Here is a 15,902-nt window from a genome sequence, read left to right on the forward strand (position 1 = left end):
GCCGCGAGATAGGCGGTCCGGAGCGATAAGGGAAGGCGCTGCGGCTATCCGGCCGTCTTTACCGCGCGGCACAGCTTGAGCAGTTCGCGCCGCAGCGTCGGGCCGCTGAGATGCTGCTGGACCGAGACGTGCTGCTCGCGGATGAGGACCGCGCGGATCTGCTCGATCGTCGTATAATCGCCGGTGCGCGCCAGTTCATAGGCCCGCTCGACGGTGCCCGGGCGATGCGGCTGGGGCTGCGGGTCACTCATGCCGGACCCGGGCGTTCGACGGCGACGGTCCGGTGCGGATAGCCGCGCGCCGTCAGGAGGCCCGCATAGCCGCGCGCCAGCCCGGCATGCGCCATGCGCGCCTCGGAGGAACGCGCGCGCTTGGCACGCATCAGCGAAACCTGTTCGCGGTGGAGAAGATAATTGGTGTCCATGTGGCACCCCTCGTGTTGGTAAGCGGAAGGTACCACCTCCCTGTCACGCGGCGCCTACGGAAAGTGGTTCAGGTGATGCACGGCATATAGCAGCTTTGCCGCCGAATTACGAGTGCGGTTACGGTTCGACCGTCATCAGCGCGGTCTGCGCATAGCGTTCGTCGTGACGATCGAACACCGCGCTGGGAAAGAACGGCCGGTCGCTGCCGGACAGGTCGACCAGACCGTCGAGCTTGAACAGCCCCAGCTTTTCCTCGCGCGGCGGCTGGCCATCGCGCTCGAGCGTGGTCGCGCCGACATAGAGTTCGCCATGGCGGGTGAAGATGACATGCGGCGCCAGCACGACCGCCGTGCGGTTATAGGTGGCGGTCACGCACCGGCGGCGCACGATCGCCTCGAAGATGGTGGGGGCCGGCCCGGTCGGGGCCTCGGTTTCCTGCAATGCCAGCGCGCTCATCGAAACTGCCTTACCCTAGAATGGTGCAATGCAGCAATCAACTTTTCGTATTCGAGCGGGTTCCATGCGACGCATCGACGTGCGGCGCGTTGGGGCATGTAAGGAGAAGATAATGACCAACCCCCAACCCAACAAACCCGATGGCGAGATTGACGACGACAAGGCCGAGAATGTCGAGGATCGCGGTGCTGTCGAGAACCAGGGCGAGACGACACCCGACGCCTATCCCGACAAGGCCAAGGGACAGCCGGACTACGGAGGGAACTGAGTTATCCGGCTTTGCTGCGATGGGCTTCGGTCGAGCGATAAGCACCGCGCGGGGTTTCGCGACGCTCGGTAAGAACGGTGCCCGGGTGCCGCCCCTTGAACCTCACATGGCAGCAATGGGTGGAAAGCGGACATTGCTCTCGACAGACAGCAACGAGCGCTTGCAGTGTCGGGCATGGCCGTAACCGATCAGATCGAAAACATCAGGCTTGCTTGTCGAGGCTATCTTGACCTGCTGGGCTCCGCATCCGACGAGCCGCACGAGCGTCAGGCGCAGTTGGCCGACGCACTAGATCGGCTCTGCGCTGCCTTTAATCAAGCCGACGACGTCGAGCCCGACTCAGAGGAAGTGGATGCACAAAGAGCCAATCCCCAGCAGTTTGGTGAGCAGGCAGCCGCCTCGTTTCCGGAGCTTGGCTTCTATCCCGAAGTCAACCCGCTAGACGGGTTCGAGCAGAAGATTGGCCAAGGCTGGGGCTGGGACGACTTGGTGGACATAGCCCTCGACCTCACCGAGGTACTCTGGCTACTGGAACAGGGTCGGACCAATGATGCGATTTGGACCTTTAGGTGGGGCTACCAAAACCACTGGGGCCACCATCTGCATGACTTGAGGCGGTACCTTCACAAATTGCTCTATTGGGGCTGAACGTCCGCTAATGGGCGTAAGCGGAATGACCGCTTTCGACACGCTCCGCCGCCCTCTTGTAGCCCTTAGACGGCTCGCTAGCTGCCGCGAACGTCTTAACGGTTTGACGCGCAACGCTGAAAAAAGCCGATGATCCCAGCATCCATCACAAGCTGGTTGCGCGCTCTGAAAGACGCTTCATCAAGGTGATCGATCACAACAAGGTGTCTCGCGTCTTCGCCTTGTAGTTCGAAATGAAGTTCAACCACGCCTCGTGATGCCTTCGGATCGGTAATGATAAAGTGGGCAGAGGAGGCGGAAAGGTCTTCGATTAGGATCACGCGATCAGTCCTGCCCAGCCAATCGACGCTATTCTCTCGAACGTGAAGTTCCGGCGCGGACTTGCATGTTCCTACCGCTGCAACATAGCGGCCTTGGAATTTATCGGGAACGGAGCTCACCAGGTTATCACCAAGAAGCGCGAGCAAGATGGAATGGATCACGACGCTGCCTCCGAAAGCTGGAGCGTAGTTATGCTCAACGACAAGCACGTCCGCAATTGGGCGTCACCGGTCATTCGCAATTTCAGGCCCATGGCTGGATTTGGAAACCTATCTCCGACCTGCCGACAAGAACCAGCCCCGTTTGACGCGCGTCCTCAGAACACCGCGCGCGGTTCGTCTTCCTCCAGCATCGCTTGGCGCACCAGCGGGATCGGTGGCCCGCCATAGCTCAGGAAAGCATCGTGGAATGCCTTCCATCCGCGCCGCCCGCCGCGGCTGGCGGTCCAGTCGGCGCGCAGCTTGCGGATCATCAGCTTGCCGAGCGTGTAGTTGAGATAGGCCGGATCATAGGTGCCGCGCGCCGCCTGCTGGCGGGCATTGCCCTCGTCCTGATAGCATTGCTCCTGGAACATCGCCTGCGATTGCGCCTGCGTCATGCCCTGCGCATGCAGTCCGATCGCCGACAGATAGCGGCAATTGCGCAGCAGCGCGTTCGACAATTGCCCGATATGCGTCGCCGGATCGCCGCGCAGGCCGGCTTCCCACATCATCTCCTCCGCATAATGCGCCCAGCCCTCGGCATTGGCATAGCCGACGAACAGCCGCCCGACGATCGATTCGACGCGGTTGGCATGAAGAAATTGCAGGAAGTGGCCCGGCCATACTTCGTGGACGGTAGTGAACAGCAGGTCGGGCTCGCCGGGGATGTACGCCGCCTGCACCTGGGGCGACCAGGCAGGATCGGGCGGCGAGATGTAATAGATCGACGGCAGGCCGAGCTCGTACGGCCCGGGGATGTCGATATAGGCGGAATTCTGGCGGTTATAGGGCGGGCTTTCGCGCACCATCGCCTGTTCGGTCCCCGGAATGCTGACCAGGTCCTGCGCGACGACGAATTCGCGCAGCTCGGGAATCTGCGCCCGCGCCGCGGCGACGGGACCGCCCTCGGGCTTGATCGCGTTGACCTTGGCCAGGCAATCGGCGATCGGCGCGCCGGGTGCGAACTTTGCGCATTCGGCGCGCAGGATCTGCTGGTTGCGGCGCAGGTCGGCCTGACCGATCCGGGCGAGGTCCTCAATCGGGAGATCGACCGCCTCGGTCGCCTTGAGCATCCGTGCGAACCGTTCCGGTCCCATCGCGAAGTCCTGCGTCGCGCTGTCACGCTTCGCTCCGAGCCAGTCGCGCAGCTGGCGCATCGCGGTGGCGGCCGGTGCGGCGGCGCGCTTGAGTTCGCGCTGCATCGCCGGGTCCTCGACGTCGGCAAATGCAGCCAGAGCCTCCTCGCCATAATAGTCGGCGAATCCGCCGAACGCCGCGACGCCATACTCGACATAGCTGGCGGGCAGCGGCTGATCGAGATTGGCGCGGATCTGCGCCGTCACTTGCGGAATCGCGCGCAGGAACGCCGTCATCGCGCGCATCCGCGTCGCCGCATCGGCGTATTCGCGGGCGACATAGACATTGGGGTCGAGCCCTGCTCCGACATAATAGGCCGGATTGCGATGCGGCTGATCGGCGTCCTCCAGCCAGAACAGCTTTCCTTCGACCACCTTGACCAGATAATCGCGCTCGAACGCCTGCGCGCCGGTCAGCGCCTTGTAGCCACGCGCCTTGTGCAGCGTCTGCTTGTAGAACTCGCCCTGCGCCTCGAGCCCCTCCTCGCTCCAGTCGGGAAGCCGCCCGTCATATTGGTGGCGCCCCTGATAGACGGCGAAGCCGGGGTCGAGTTCGAACCAGCGGCGCAGCGTGGCGTCGCGGAAACTGTCCCAGTCGGCGCGGCTCGGCTGGACCAGCGCGGTGTTGGCGATCGGGCTCGAAGGCTCCTCGGAACAACCGGCGATCAGCGCCAGCGATCCAAGCAAAAATCCGAAGTTACGCATACGCCATCCTCTCGATTGCGCGGAACTTGGCAGGTTCATGGTACGATTGCCACCCCGCGCTCCGGGGGAACGACTGGCAAGGCGAGCGGTTGACAGAAGCACCCCCCGGCAAAACCGAAAGGCGCCCCATGCCCTATATCAAAACGCGCGACGGCACCGATATCTACGTCAAGGATTGGGGCGACGGCCGCCCGGTCATCCTGATCCACGGTTGGCCGGTATCGGCGGACATGTGGGATGCGCAGTCGATGGCGCTGGCCGATGCAGGATTCCGCGCAATCGCCTATGATCGCCGCGGCTTCGGCCGGTCCGGTCAGCCGTGGTCGGGCTATGACTACGACACGCTGGCCGACGATCTCGCCGATGTGATGGAAGCAACCGGCGCGACCGAGGACGTGACGTTGGTCGGCTTTTCGATGGGCGGCGGCGAAGTCGCCCGCTACATGTCGCGACACGATGGCAAAGGCGTGGTCGCCGCGGCGCTGATATCCTCGGTCGTGCCCTATATGCTGAAGACCGACGACAATCCCCACGGCGTGCCGCAGGAAACCTTCAACCAGATCACCAAAGGTCTCACGACGGATCGCGCGCATTTCTATCGCCAGACGTTCCTGCCGCAGTTCCTGGGCGTCGGATACATCACCAGCCCGGTCAGTGACGAGATTCTCGACATCACTACGTCCATCGCGATGATGGCTGGCTTCAAGCCTACGCTGGCCTGTGCCGACAGCTTTGCGCACACCGATTTCCGCCCGGATTTGGCATCGTTCCGGGTGCCGACCCTGATCGTGCACGGCACCAAGGACCAGACCGTACCGATCGATGCGACGGGCCGCGCAGCGGCGAAGGGTATCGCCGGCGCGCAACTGGTCGAATATGACGGCGAGCCGCATGGTCTGGTCATCACGTCGAGCGATCGGCTGACCCAGGACCTGCTGACCTTCCTGGGCGATCCCCGAGAGCGCAGCTTCGTGGCGGCGAAGACATCGTCCGACGCGCTGATCGCCTGACGCATTGCGCGGCGCCGGTCACTCTGCCTAAGGGCAGCCATGGCCGGCGCTGCACCCCATCCCTTCTCGATCCACAATTTCCGCGCCTACTGGCTGGCGCGGCTGAGCACGACGCTGGCGCAGATGGCGATGGTCATCGTCATCGGCTGGCAAGTCTACGACATCGCCCGCGCGACGATGCCGATCCGCGACGCGGCATTCCAGCTCGGGCTCATCGGCGTGGCGCAATTCCTGCCGCTGCTGGCACTGTCGCTGGTCGCGGGCTGGGTCGCCGACCGCGTCGACCGGCGCTGGATCGCACGCGGAGCGGTCGCACTGGAGGCGGGATGCGCGCTGACGCTGGCGTGGCTGACCTATAGCGACGCGATCACCCTGCCCGCACTGTTCGGCATTGCCGCGCTGCTGGGCGTCGCGCGGGCATTCGCCGGTCCGTCGCTGCAGGCGCTGGCGCCCAATCTGGTCCCGGTGGCGGTGCTGCCGACCGCGATCGCGCTGAGTTCGATCGCGTGGCAGTCCGGATCCGTGCTCGGCCCGGCGATGGGCGGCTATCTCTACGCCGCCGCGCCGTGGCTGCCCTATACGGTGTCGGGAGGGCTGTTCGCCTTCGCCTTCGTGATGCTGATGCTCATCACGCCGGTGGCGCGGCGGACGATGACCGGGCCGACCAACCCCTTTGCGCAGATGATCGACGGGCTGCATTATGTCCGGCGCAATAGGCTGGTGTTCGGGGCGATCAGCCTCGACCTGTTCGCGGTGCTGCTGGGCGGTGCGACCGCGATGCTGCCGGTCTATGCACGCGATATCCTGCAGGTCGGCGCGGATGGGCTGGGACATTTGCGCGCCGCGCCGGCGCTGGGCGCGGTCGCGGTCGCCCTGTGGTTTTCGTTCCGGCCGCTCACCCGCAATGTCGGGGTCAAGATGCTCGGCGCGGTTGCCGTTTTCGGGGTCGCCACGATCGTCTTCGGCCTGTCGGCGCCGATCATGCTGCCGCTGTTCGGCAGCGCCGCGATCGGCAGCGATTTCGCCCCGGCGGTGCTGGTCGCACTGGGTGGGCTGTTCGGGCTGGGCGCGGCCGACATGGTTTCGGTCTATATCCGCCAGTCGCTGATTCAGTTGCACACCCCCGACGAGATGCGCGGCCGCGTCGGCGCGGTATCGACGCTGTTCATATCGGGGTCGAACGAGCTGGGCGAGGCCGAGTCCGGATTTCTCGCCGCGCTGGTCGGGCCAGTGGCGGCGGTTGTCGGCGGCGGCATCGGTGCCATATTGGTCACCATCCTGTGGGCCAGGTGGTTCCCCGAACTGCGCCGCGCGCGAAGCTTCGATCCGCCCGAGACCCTGGAATTCACCTCCGTCGCCGACGGTGCCGCCAAGGAGAAGCCAGCATGAAGGCCAACACGATCCTCGAGACGATCGGCAACACGCCCCACATCCGCGTCGCGCGGCTGTTCCCGGATGCGGAAGTGTGGATCAAGTCGGAGCGGTCGAACCCAGGCGGGTCGATCAAGGACCGCATCGCGCTGGCGATGATCGAGGCGGCCGAGGCGTCGGGCGACCTTAAGCCCGGCGGCACGATCATCGAGCCGACCAGCGGCAATACCGGCGTCGGGTTGGCGATGGTCGCGGCGGTCAAGGGCTACAAGCTGGTGCTGGTCATGCCCGAGAGCATGTCGATCGAGCGCCGCCGCCTGATGCTGGCCTATGGCGCCAGCTTCGACCTTACCCCGCGCGAAAAGGGCATGAAGGGCGCAATCGAGCGTGCGATCGAGCTGGTCGGACAGACCCCAGGCGCGTGGATGCCGCAGCAGTTCGACAATCCCGCCAATGTCGATGTGCATGTGCGCACCACCGCGCAGGAAATCCTCGCCGACTTCAAGGACGCGCCGATCGATGCGATCATCACCGGGGTCGGTACCGGCGGGCACATCACCGGCGTTGCCGAGATGCTCAAGCAGCACTGGCCCGACCTCAAGGTGTTCGCGGTCGAACCCGAATTGTCGCCGGTGATCTCTGGCGGCGCCCCCGGACCCCACCCGATCCAGGGCATCGGCGCAGGCTTCGTCCCCGGCAATCTCCATACGCAGGCGATCGACGGTGCGATCCAGGTGTCGGCGGATGCCGCCAAGGAAATGGCACGGCAGGCGGCCAGCAAGGAAGGCATGCTGGTCGGCATCTCGTCGGGAGCGACGCTGGCGGCGATCGCCGCCAAGCTGCCCGAACTGCCCGCGGGATCGCGCGTGCTGGGGTTCAATTACGACACCGGCGAGCGCTATCTGTCGGTTCCGGACTTCCTGCCCGAAGCCTGAACGGGTGGCGCCGTGCGGCGTTTCGGACTATCACAGCCCAGCTTTTTGCCGGGGGGTGGATATGCGCAATGCCCTGATCTGTGTCGCGGTGATGGCCGCGCTGCTGCTGCTGTGGCCGCTGGCGTTCGGTACGCATGGCGGCGGGCGCGTCGATGCGGCCACCGTCCGCATCGCGGTTCCGCCGGTGGCGCGCTGAGCAGGCCAAGGCTTGGCGATCGGCGCGCGGCTACCCATCTATCGCCGTTCTCCTAAAGGATCGCTCCCGCCCCCGCATGATCGCCGTCACGCCCCCTGCCCGAATGCCGTCGCCGCTGGCCATCGTGCTGGCGCTGGTGGCCATGCTTGCCCTGGCCGTGCCGGCGCTGGTCGTCGCGTACGGCCCCCGCGTCACTCCGGTCACCGAGATCGCGCAGGCGGCGCAGCGCAGCCGCCAGCGGGTGGTGCCGCCAAGCGAACTGCCGCCGGTCGAGCCGATCGAGTTCGTGCCGGTGTCACGCGACGATGCGCGGCTGTTCAATGCGTCGATCCCGTTTTCGACCGCCCCGCTGCTTGCCGCCAAGCCGTTCGCATTCACCGGCGACGATGCCAGCCGCGCGCGCGCGGTCGACTGCCTCGCCGCCGCGGTGCTGTACGAGGCAGGCGACGACACCGCCGACCAGAAGGCGGTGGCGCAGGTGGTGCTGAACCGCGTGCGCCATCCCGCCTTCCCCGGCACGGTGTGCGGCGTCGTATTCCAGGGATCGGAGCGGCGCACCGGCTGCCAGTTCACCTTTACCTGCGACGGTGCGCTGGGCCGGCGATATTCCGACGCGGCATGGGAGCGCGCGCGCGGCACCGCCGCCGCGGCCATTGGCGGCTCGGTCGACAAGCGGGTTGGCCTGTCGACGCATTATCATACCGACTGGGTGGTCCCCTATTGGAGCTCGAGCCTCGACAAGGTCAGCGAGGTCGATACGCATCTGTTCTTCCGCTGGACCGGCTGGTGGGGCACCCCGCCGGCGTTCGGCCGCGGCAACCGCGGATTGGAGCCGCTGATCGCGTCGCTGTCGCGAATTTCGGTGGCGCATGCCGCTGCCGCCGATGGAGACGCGGCAGGCACGATCGCGGTCGCCGACCTCGGCAGCGCCGAATTGCCAGGCGCGCTGCCGACCGATCCCAACACCTTTCTCGTCACGCTCGACAAGCGGCTTGTGCCCGACCAATTTGCGGCGCTGGCTGAACGAACGTGCGGCAACCGGCCCTATTGCAAGCTGATGGGATGGACCGACGCTGCGCTCAAGCCCGCGCTGCTTCCCGCCGAACCGCAGGCGATGAACGCGATGGCGTTCAGTTATCTGCGCGACCGTGCGCGCGGGTTCGAAAAGGCGCTGTGGAATTGCGATGCCTTCGAGCGCGAGGATGCCGGCCAGTGCATGAAGCGCCGCGCACCGATCCAGCTGCGCGCGATGCCGGCGACGCCGGCGCGGATGCTGCCGGGAGGCGGTCTGCGCGCGGCGCTGGGGCTCGACGCCCCGCCCAAGCCGGCGCCGCCGGTGCTGGACGGGGTGCGGCGAAAGGGCGAGGCTGCGGCGCCGGTGCCGATGATCGCGCCGACCCCGACACCTACCCCGACGCCGTAGCCTGTCGCCAGATAGCTCTCGGCCTCACGCCGCGGCGAACATCTCCGGCTCCAGAGCCATTAGCGAGTCGCTGCCTCCTTCGATCTTGCGGCGCAGCGCTCCGGCATCGGGCAGGATGCGCTCGGCGAAGAAGCGGGCGGTGATCGTCTTGGCCTCGAGGAACTTGGCGTCGCCCTCCCCCGCGGCGAGCTGCGCCTGCGCCGCGGTCAGCATGCGCAGCCACATCAGGCCGGTGGCGACGATGCCCATCAGGTGCATGTACGAATGCGCCCCTGCGCCGACATGGTTGGGATTCTGCATCCCGTTGGCCATGAACCACATCGTTGCCGCCTGCAGGTCCTTGAGCGCACGATCGAGCCGCAGCGCGAAGTCGCGGGTGGCATCGGCGCTGCTTGCGACGGCGATCTCGTCGCCGACCAGCTTGAACAGCGCCTGGATCGCCCGGCCGCCATTCTGGGCCAGCTTGCGTCCGACCAGGTCCATCGCCTGGACGCCGTTGGTGCCTTCGTAGATCATCGCGATCCGGGCATCGCGGACATATTGCTCCATCCCCCATTCGGCGATGTAGCCATGCCCGCCATAAACCTGCTGCGCATTGGTGGCGATGTCATAGCCCTTGTCGGTGCCATAGCCCTTGATCACGGGAGTGAGCAGCGAGATCAGGTCGTCGGCCAGCTGGCGCTCGGCCTCATCCTCGGCATGGTGCGACAGATCGACCTGCAGCGCCCCCCACAGGCACAGCGCGCGCAGCCCTTCGGTCAGCGCCTTGCCCTCCATCAGCATGCGGCGGACGTCGGGATGGACGAACAGCGTATCGGCCTTTTCGCCCGGCTGCGCCGGTCCGGTGAGCGCCCGCCCCTGACGGCGGTCGCCGGCGTAGATAACTGCGTTCTGATAGGCGACTTCCGCGACGCCGAGCCCCTGCAGGCCGACACCCAGGCGCGCAGCGTTCATCATGATGAACATCGCCGCCAGTCCCTTATTCTCTTCGCCGACCAGCCAGCCGGTGGCGCCGTCATAGTTCATCACGCAAGTCGAATTGGCGTGGATGCCCATCTTGTGCTCGATCGAGCCGCAGGTGACCGCGTTGCGCGCGCCGAGCGACCCGTCGTCCCCGACCAGATATTTGGGCACCACGAACAGCGAAATGCCCTTCGAACTGTCAGGCGCGCCCGGGGTCTTGGCCAGCACGAGGTGGATGATGTTCGATGTCAGGTCATGCTCGCCCGACGAAATGAAGATCTTGGTCCCGGTGATCGCATAGCTGCCGTCACCGCCTGGCTCGGCCCGTGTCTTGATGAGGCCAAGATCGGTGCCGCACTGCGGCTCGGTCAGGTTCATCGTGCCGCCCCATTCGCCCGACACCATGCGGGGGACGTACTTCTCCTTCTGCTCCTGCGACCCCTTTGCCAGCAGCGCCGCGATCGCGCCGTGGGTTAGGCCGGGATACATCGCGAACGCCATGTTCGACGAAATCATATACTCCTCGAACGCGGTGGCGACGACATGCGGCATCCCCTGCCCGCCAAATTGCTCCGGCGCGGACAGCGTCGCCCAGCCGCTTTCGACGAAGCGGTCGTACGCATCCTTGAACCCGTCGGGCGTGGTCACGCTGCCGTCGGCATGGCGGGTGCAGCCCTGCTGGTCCCCCGAATGATTGATCGGGAACAGCACCTCGGCGACGAACTTCCCGCCTTCTTCCAGCACCGCAGTCACGACGTCGGCGCTGGCGGCGGTGAAGCCGGGCCGGTTCGAATAGCGGTCGAGCCCGACGACATGGTCGAGCACGAAGCGCGTATCGCGGACCGGGGGCGTATAGCTGGGCATCGAAAATCTCCGAAAATCAGTGCTTGGACGGGGTGTCGCCGGATTCGACGATGGCGAGGAATTCACTCAGCTCGTCGATCGCCGCGTCGATGTCGCGCTTCTGCGATTCGAGCAGCGCGACCCGAGCGCGGCATTTCTCGATCGTCACCTGGCGCTGGACCTGGCGGTCGTCGCCAATGTCGTAGAGGTCGATCATCTCGCGAATTTCGCCGAGCGAGAAGCCGACGCGCTTGCCGCGCAGGATCCAGGCGAGCCGGGCGCGGTCGCGGTGCGAATAGATCCGCGCGGTGCCGCGGCGATGCGGCGCAATCAGTCCCTCGTCCTCGTAGAAGCGCAGCGCGCGGGCGGTGACGCCGAATTCGCTGCACAAGTCGGAGATCGAAAAGGCGTCGCGATCGGGACGCGGATCGATCGGGGCGAGGGCGATCTGGGGCAGGCTGGCCATGCTTGGCTATTGCCTTACCTTTACGTGAACGTCAACTAGTGGAAGGGCAGAGCGGGCGGTCGTCGGGATCGCGAAGCGCCGCCGCTTCCGATGGCGAATCGCTCAGCCGTTCCGTGGCCAGCCCCTCGAGCGAAGCGCGGCCCTCGCACGATTGCGCGCATGCCGCGGGCAGCCTGCCGGGGAACGCGATGCGGATGCCGTCATAGCGCGCGTCGAAGCGGCAGCCTTCACCGAACGCGATGGTGAGCGTATCGCCGCTGCGCGCGACCGTGCCGCGCGCCGTGCAGCGCTGTCCCTCGCCATATTCGACGAACGCGCCGATGCGATAGCGCCCTGCCCCGCCGGTGATGCACAGCCGATCCCCCGCCCGCGCATACAGCCCGACCAGATCGACCGTCGCCGGATCGATCACCAGCCCGCGTTCGATCGCTGCCGTCTCCAGGTCCGGCGGCCCCTTCGGTGCCGACGACGGTTCGATCTGGGAACATCCCGCCAGCAGCAGTGCGGCCAGCGCGACCCTCACGCGACCGGCGCCAGCCCGCCGGGTGCGATGCGGCGATAGAAGCAACTGCGCGCGCCGGTATGGCAGGCGGGGCCGGCCGGTTCGACGATGAGCCACACCGCATCCTGATCGCAATCGATGCGCGCCTCGACGACGCGCAGGATGTTGCCCGAGGTTTCGCCCTTCTTCCACAAGCGCGCGCGGCTGCGCGACCAAAATGTCGCCTCTCCCGTGGCCAGCGTCGCGGCGAGCGCGTCGGCGTTCATGTGTGCCAGCATCAGGACCTCGCCGGTCGCAGCGTCGGTAACGACGGCGGTGACCAGTCCGGCGGCGTCGTATTTTGGGTCGAGGACGAGGCCGGTTTCGCGGGGGTCGGACATCAGCAACCGTTAGCGTCACCGTGCGCCGCAGTCACCCCAGCCGCACTCCCATCCGTTCGAGCGGACCTGCAGGGGCTATTTATGCCCGCGGATCGCCTCGACCAGTTCGCCCTTGGTCATTTTCGACCGGCATTCGATCCCGATCTTCCTGGCCTCGTCGTAAAGCTCCTGCTTGCTGCGGTCCTCGAGCCTGGCCGATTCGGGATCGAGCGTCCCGGCCGCCCTGGCATTGGCGATACGCGCAGCCTTTTCCTTCGATTCGCCCTGTCTGCGCAAATCCTCGTAAAGCTTGTCGTCCTTGATCGACGGGCCGTGGTCCTTCGCCATCATCGCCTCCCTTGCTGCAGCGGAAAACGCAGCGATCGCGGCGCGGTTCACGCGGTGCATGACAAACAGGCGACAAAGCTCGGCGGCCTCCCTATATGGCGGGCCGGACACGCACAAAGCATCGGGCCTATGCTGACCACACATCCCTTCGATGACGACAAGCTGCGCGAGGAGTGCGGCATCTTCGGCGTATCCGGCGTCGAGGGTGCGGCGGCGATGGTCGCGCTCGGCCTCCACGCACTGCAGCATCGCGGTCAGGAAGCGGCGGGTATCTCGTCGTTCGACGGGCAGCAGTTCCACACCCACCGCGCGATGGGGCACGTCGCGGGCAATTTCGACCGCGACGACATCATCCGGCAACTGCCCGGACAGGTCGCTGCGGGGCATGTCCGCTATTCGACCACCGGCGAGACCTCGCTGCGCAATGTCCAGCCGCTCTATGCCGACCTGGCCAGCGGCGGCTTTGCGATCGCGCATAACGGCAATATCTCGAACGCCATGCGGCTGCGGCGCGATCTGGTGCGGTCGGGATCGATCTTCCAGTCGACCAGCGATACCGAGACGATCATCCATCTGGTTGCGATGTCGAGCTATCGTACGCTGCTCGACAAGTTCATCGACGCGTTGAAGCAGGTCGAGGGCGCCTATTCGCTGATCTGCATGACGCCCGAAGGCATGATCGCCTGCCGCGATCCGCTCGGCATCCGGCCGCTGGTGATGGGGCGGCTGGGGGATGCGGTGATCTTCGCATCGGAGACGGTTGCGCTCGACGTGGTCGGCGCCGAATTCGAACGCTCGATCGATCCGGGCGAACTGGTCATCGTCAAGGGCGGCGAGGTCAAGTCGATCCGCCCATTCGCGCCGATGTCGCCGCGCCCCTGCATCTTCGAATATGTCTATTTCTCGCGTCCCGACTCGATCGCCGAGGACCGCTCGGTCTATTCGGTGCGCAAGGCGATCGGCGCACAGCTGGCGATCGAGAACCCGGTCGATGCCGACCTGGTCGTGCCGGTTCCCGATTCGGGCACGCCGGCGGCGATCGGCTATGCCCAGCAATCGGGGATCCCGTTCGAACTCGGCATCATCCGCTCGCACTATGTCGGGCGCACCTTCATCCAGCCGGGCGACAAGGTCCGGCACCTCGGCGTCAAGCTGAAGCACAACGCCAACCGCGCGCTGATCGAGGGCAAGCGCGTGATCCTGATCGACGATTCGATCGTGCGCGGCACCACCAGCCTCAAGATCGTGCAGATGATGCGCGAGGCGGGCGCCGCGGAGGTGCACATGCGCATCGCCTCGCCGCCGACGCGGCACAGCTGCTTCTACGGTGTCGATACGCCCGAACGCGCCAAGCTGCTCGCCGCCAAGCTCGATATCGGCGGGATGACCGACTTCATCCATGCCGACAGCCTGGCGTTCGTATCGATCGACGGGCTGTACAAGGCGCTGGGCGAGGCCAGGCGCGCCGACGTTCGCCCGCGCTATTGCGACGCGTGCTTTACCGGCGACTACCCCACGCCGCTGACCGACCAGGACGAAAGCGCCCCGGTCGACCAGTTCGCCATGCTCGAAGAGCGGGTGAGCTGACGCTGCTTCCCGACAGGAGATTGACGCCGTGACCAAGCCGCTTGCCGACCAGATCGCGCTCGTCACCGGTGCAAGTCGCGGCATCGGCGCGGCGACCGCAATCGCGCTGGCCGATGCGGGCGCGCATGTCGTGCTGACCGCGCGCACCGTCGGCGGGCTTGAGGAAGTCGAGGACGCGATCCACAGCGCGGGAGGAACCGCGACGATTGCGCCGCTCGACCTGACCGAAGGCGACAGCGTCGCGCGGCTGGCGCGCGCGATCACCGAACGCTGGCAGCGGCTCGACATGCTGGTCCTGAACGCGGCGATGCTCGGCACGCTGGCGGCGGCGCCCGCGATCGACATGAAGGAGTTCACCAAGCTGCTGACGCTCAACGTCACCGCGCAGGCAGCCATGCTGGCGGCGTTCGACGGTTTGCTGCGCAGCGCACCTGCAGCAAAAGTGATCGGGCTGACTTCCAGTGTTGGTCGGCAGCCACGTGCCTATTGGGGCGCCTATGGCAGTTCGAAGGCGGCGTTCGAGACGCTGCTAGCCGCCTATGGCGAAGAAATGCGCAACGTCAGCCAGGTCCGCGTCGGCATAATCGACCCCGGCGCGACCCGCACCAGGATGCGCGAGCGCGCCTATCCGGGCGAAGACCCGGCCAGCGTCAAGGATCCCGCGGTGGTAGCGGATCGGATCGCCGCGCTGATGCGGGACGGGTTCGAGGCGGGGCATTTCGAGCGGGTTGGGTGAGCCTCCGCAGCATACGCGTTTGCTCTTAGCGCTGCGCCCTTACTCTGGCGGACTATCTGCCGCGCCGAGGCAGGGGTGCAGCTTCCCTTCCTAGTTCGACAGAACCCTGAATTTCGGCGTTCGCAAGGACGACGATAATGGCGCTGATCTACCTCAGCGCAATCCAGATCGGTCGATACGGATCAGAATGGATAGGGGATGTGCCGCTTGATCGTCATCCGCGTGATCCGCCCTTCGCTTTCACCGACGGTGACATCGACTGCCAGTTTGCCGTCGTTCATCCCGACTTGTGCATCAAAATGGACAGGCTGCCTCGTCCGGGTTCCGTCAACCCTGTTGAGGCTGTACCTGACCCCCTGACCGCCGGCGCTGACATTAAACGCTCGCTCCAAAGGCAAACTTGCCAAAAGCGCCCGCCCGTTCCCCGGCAGACATCGGTTGCCGCCGAATGCGGGGGCTCTCGCACCGTCCTCATCAACGCATTGCAACTCGAACGGTAGCGGCCGACCGCTTTTTGCCTGCTCACGCGCGACCAGAAGGCGTTGTATCAGCGCGAATTGCGACGCGCGCTTCTTTGGATTGACGGAAAAGAACGCTGCGTCGGACTTGCTGCAATCTCCGTCGGCCAAGCGAACGCTCTCACGTTCCTCGATCTTTTCGACCTGCGTGGGCATGGCGTTTACATAGCTGTTGCCGCCGGGCACGACCGGCGTAAGATGCGCGATCTTGTCGATCCGCCTGCACCAGCCCGGCCCACCGGCGGCTGGGCCAGGTACTCCGATCATCGTGACCTTATGTAAACTCCGCGCGGGAACCTCCATCCCGACAGGATGAACAACTACCCTCTCGATCGATGCCGCGTCGGGGCCAAGAAGCGCCTTGGCGAGTTGTTCGGAAGACATTGCCCGCGCCTTCTCCAGGGTGAAGGTTTGGGCAAGTTGAGCCATCGCCAACGCCGTCAGCATGATCACCAGTTCCTCCGAAGTCGCGCCTTGGACGTTCGG

At 65.7% G+C, this 15,902-nt stretch carries 20 protein-coding genes; 9 read left to right on the plus strand and 11 right to left on the minus strand.

Translation table 11 applies throughout. The features are described from left to right. Positions 1-44: 44 nt before the first annotated feature. The 3 genes from FHY50_RS06110 to FHY50_RS06115 form a co-directional block, all read right to left on the minus strand. Positions 45-251, minus strand: coding sequence for a hypothetical protein (locus tag FHY50_RS06110; protein WP_140047622.1), 207 nt, complete (start codon positions 249-251; stop codon positions 45-47). Continuing rightward, a complete protein-coding gene (locus FHY50_RS14185; RefSeq protein WP_166745391.1) occupies positions 248-424 on the minus strand; it encodes a hypothetical protein in 177 nt (58 codons plus the stop codon). Before FHY50_RS14185 ends, FHY50_RS06110 begins: the two co-directional genes overlap by 4 nt. Before the next feature lie 118 nt (positions 425-542). Then, the gene (locus tag FHY50_RS06115) at positions 543-881 is read right to left on the minus strand and encodes a WYL domain-containing protein (RefSeq protein WP_140047623.1); all 339 of its coding nucleotides are present in this window, start codon (positions 879-881) and stop codon (positions 543-545) included. A gap of 112 nt (positions 882-993) precedes the next feature. Here FHY50_RS06115 and FHY50_RS14190 point away from each other — a divergent pair, with 112 nt between their 5' ends. Together FHY50_RS14190 and FHY50_RS06120 are read left to right on the plus strand one after the other, a co-directional pair. Further along, on the plus strand, positions 994-1,149 hold the full coding sequence (locus tag FHY50_RS14190) for a hypothetical protein (protein ID WP_166745521.1): 156 nt from the start codon (positions 994-996) through the stop codon (positions 1,147-1,149). 174 nt (positions 1,150-1,323) lie between these two features. Further along, positions 1,324-1,797 carry a DUF5063 domain-containing protein gene (locus FHY50_RS06120; RefSeq protein WP_140047624.1) on the plus strand — a complete coding sequence of 158 codons (474 nt, stop codon included), beginning with the start codon at positions 1,324-1,326 and terminating at the stop codon, positions 1,795-1,797. Between the two features lie 95 nt (positions 1,798-1,892). Here the strand turns inward: FHY50_RS06120 and FHY50_RS06125 are convergent, their stop codons facing one another. Beyond that, on the minus strand, positions 1,893-2,279 hold the full coding sequence (locus FHY50_RS06125) for a hypothetical protein (protein ID WP_140047625.1): 387 nt from the start codon (positions 2,277-2,279) through the stop codon (positions 1,893-1,895). Positions 2,280-2,434: 155 nt separating this feature from the next. Continuing rightward, entirely contained in the window at positions 2,435-4,159 is a 1,725-nt protein-coding gene (locus FHY50_RS06130; protein WP_140047626.1) for a DUF885 domain-containing protein, read from the minus strand. 128 nt (positions 4,160-4,287) lie between these two features. Here FHY50_RS06130 and FHY50_RS06135 point away from each other — a divergent pair, with 128 nt between their 5' ends. The 5 genes from FHY50_RS06135 to FHY50_RS06150 all read left to right on the plus strand — a co-directional run bounded on the left by FHY50_RS06135 (position 4,288) and on the right by FHY50_RS06150 (position 9,094). Next, positions 4,288-5,169, plus strand: coding sequence for an alpha/beta fold hydrolase (locus tag FHY50_RS06135; RefSeq protein WP_140047627.1), 882 nt, complete (start codon positions 4,288-4,290; stop codon positions 5,167-5,169). Between the two features lie 39 nt (positions 5,170-5,208). Further along, positions 5,209-6,558, plus strand: coding sequence for an MFS transporter (locus FHY50_RS06140; protein WP_140047628.1), 1,350 nt, complete (start codon positions 5,209-5,211; stop codon positions 6,556-6,558). After that, a complete protein-coding gene (cysK, locus tag FHY50_RS06145; RefSeq protein WP_140047629.1) occupies positions 6,555-7,475 on the plus strand; it encodes a cysteine synthase A in 921 nt (306 codons plus the stop codon). Before FHY50_RS06140 ends, cysK begins: the two co-directional genes overlap by 4 nt. A 61-nt stretch (positions 7,476-7,536) precedes the next feature. Further along, positions 7,537-7,671 carry a hypothetical protein gene (locus tag FHY50_RS14450; protein WP_279588145.1) on the plus strand — a complete coding sequence of 45 codons (135 nt, stop codon included), beginning with the start codon at positions 7,537-7,539 and terminating at the stop codon, positions 7,669-7,671. Between the two features lie 76 nt (positions 7,672-7,747). Beyond that, positions 7,748-9,094: a cell wall hydrolase gene (locus FHY50_RS06150; protein WP_243846740.1), complete on the plus strand. Its 1,347-nt coding sequence runs from the start codon at positions 7,748-7,750 to the stop codon at positions 9,092-9,094. Between the two features lie 24 nt (positions 9,095-9,118). Here the strand turns inward: FHY50_RS06150 and FHY50_RS06155 are convergent, their stop codons facing one another. The 5 genes from FHY50_RS06155 to FHY50_RS06175 form a co-directional block, all read right to left on the minus strand. Next, positions 9,119-10,921 (minus strand): acyl-CoA dehydrogenase C-terminal domain-containing protein, encoded by a 1,803-nt coding sequence (locus FHY50_RS06155; RefSeq protein WP_140047630.1) that lies wholly within the window; start codon positions 10,919-10,921, stop codon positions 9,119-9,121. 16 nt (positions 10,922-10,937) lie between these two features. Next, entirely contained in the window at positions 10,938-11,366 is a 429-nt protein-coding gene (locus FHY50_RS06160; RefSeq protein ID WP_140047631.1) for a MerR family transcriptional regulator, read from the minus strand. Between the two features lie 31 nt (positions 11,367-11,397). Next, positions 11,398-11,889, minus strand: coding sequence for a hypothetical protein (locus tag FHY50_RS06165; protein ID WP_140047632.1), 492 nt, complete (start codon positions 11,887-11,889; stop codon positions 11,398-11,400). Continuing rightward, the gene (hisI, locus tag FHY50_RS06170; protein ID WP_140047633.1) at positions 11,886-12,248 is read right to left on the minus strand and encodes a phosphoribosyl-AMP cyclohydrolase; all 363 of its coding nucleotides are present in this window, start codon (positions 12,246-12,248) and stop codon (positions 11,886-11,888) included. Before hisI ends, FHY50_RS06165 begins: the two co-directional genes overlap by 4 nt. 75 nt (positions 12,249-12,323) lie before the next feature. Next, on the minus strand, positions 12,324-12,635 hold the full coding sequence (locus FHY50_RS06175; RefSeq protein WP_425543018.1) for a DUF7218 family protein: 312 nt from the start codon (positions 12,633-12,635) through the stop codon (positions 12,324-12,326). A gap of 69 nt (positions 12,636-12,704) precedes the next feature. Here FHY50_RS06175 and purF point away from each other — a divergent pair, with 69 nt between their 5' ends. Then, entirely contained in the window at positions 12,705-14,162 is a 1,458-nt protein-coding gene (purF, locus tag FHY50_RS06180; RefSeq protein WP_140047634.1) for an amidophosphoribosyltransferase, read from the plus strand. Between the two features lie 28 nt (positions 14,163-14,190). Beyond that, entirely contained in the window at positions 14,191-14,898 is a 708-nt protein-coding gene (locus tag FHY50_RS06185) for an SDR family NAD(P)-dependent oxidoreductase (protein ID WP_140047635.1), read from the plus strand. A 182-nt stretch (positions 14,899-15,080) separates the two neighbouring features. Here FHY50_RS06185 and FHY50_RS06190 read toward each other — a convergent pair whose 3' ends face one another. After that, a complete protein-coding gene (locus FHY50_RS06190) occupies positions 15,081-15,869 on the minus strand; it encodes a hypothetical protein (RefSeq protein ID WP_140047636.1) in 789 nt (262 codons plus the stop codon). Positions 15,870-15,902 lie beyond the last annotated feature (33 nt).

This window comes from Sphingomonas japonica, from assembly GCF_006346325.1.
GTDB classification, from domain to species: domain Bacteria; phylum Pseudomonadota; class Alphaproteobacteria; order Sphingomonadales; family Sphingomonadaceae; genus Sphingomonas; species Sphingomonas japonica.

Excerpts from the sequence above, each read along its gene's own strand:
- FHY50_RS06150 (WP_243846740.1), top strand. The coding sequence starts at position 7,748 with ATGATCGCCGTCACGCCCCCTGCCCGAATGCCGTCGCCGCTGGCCATC.
- FHY50_RS14185 (WP_166745391.1), bottom strand. The coding sequence starts at position 424 with ATGGACACCAATTATCTTCTCCACCGCGAACAGGTTTCGCTGATGCGT.
- purF (WP_140047634.1), top strand. The coding sequence starts at position 12,705 with ATGCTGACCACACATCCCTTCGATGACGACAAGCTGCGCGAGGAGTGC.
- FHY50_RS14190 (WP_166745521.1), top strand. The coding sequence starts at position 994 with ATGACCAACCCCCAACCCAACAAACCCGATGGCGAGATTGACGACGAC.
- FHY50_RS06135 (WP_140047627.1), top strand. The coding sequence starts at position 4,288 with ATGCCCTATATCAAAACGCGCGACGGCACCGATATCTACGTCAAGGAT.
- cysK (WP_140047629.1), top strand. The coding sequence starts at position 6,555 with ATGAAGGCCAACACGATCCTCGAGACGATCGGCAACACGCCCCACATC.
- FHY50_RS06175 (WP_425543018.1), bottom strand. The coding sequence starts at position 12,635 with ATGCACCGCGTGAACCGCGCCGCGATCGCTGCGTTTTCCGCTGCAGCA.
- FHY50_RS06140 (WP_140047628.1), top strand. The coding sequence starts at position 5,209 with ATGGCCGGCGCTGCACCCCATCCCTTCTCGATCCACAATTTCCGCGCC.
- FHY50_RS06155 (WP_140047630.1), bottom strand. The coding sequence starts at position 10,921 with ATGCCCAGCTATACGCCCCCGGTCCGCGATACGCGCTTCGTGCTCGAC.
- FHY50_RS14450 (WP_279588145.1), top strand. The coding sequence starts at position 7,537 with ATGCGCAATGCCCTGATCTGTGTCGCGGTGATGGCCGCGCTGCTGCTG.
- hisI (WP_140047633.1), bottom strand. The coding sequence starts at position 12,248 with ATGTCCGACCCCCGCGAAACCGGCCTCGTCCTCGACCCAAAATACGAC.
- FHY50_RS06160 (WP_140047631.1), bottom strand. The coding sequence starts at position 11,366 with ATGGCCAGCCTGCCCCAGATCGCCCTCGCCCCGATCGATCCGCGTCCC.
- FHY50_RS06115 (WP_140047623.1), bottom strand. The coding sequence starts at position 881 with ATGAGCGCGCTGGCATTGCAGGAAACCGAGGCCCCGACCGGGCCGGCC.
- FHY50_RS06120 (WP_140047624.1), top strand. The coding sequence starts at position 1,324 with ATGGCCGTAACCGATCAGATCGAAAACATCAGGCTTGCTTGTCGAGGC.
- FHY50_RS06130 (WP_140047626.1), bottom strand. The coding sequence starts at position 4,159 with ATGCGTAACTTCGGATTTTTGCTTGGATCGCTGGCGCTGATCGCCGGT.
- FHY50_RS06110 (WP_140047622.1), bottom strand. The coding sequence starts at position 251 with ATGAGTGACCCGCAGCCCCAGCCGCATCGCCCGGGCACCGTCGAGCGG.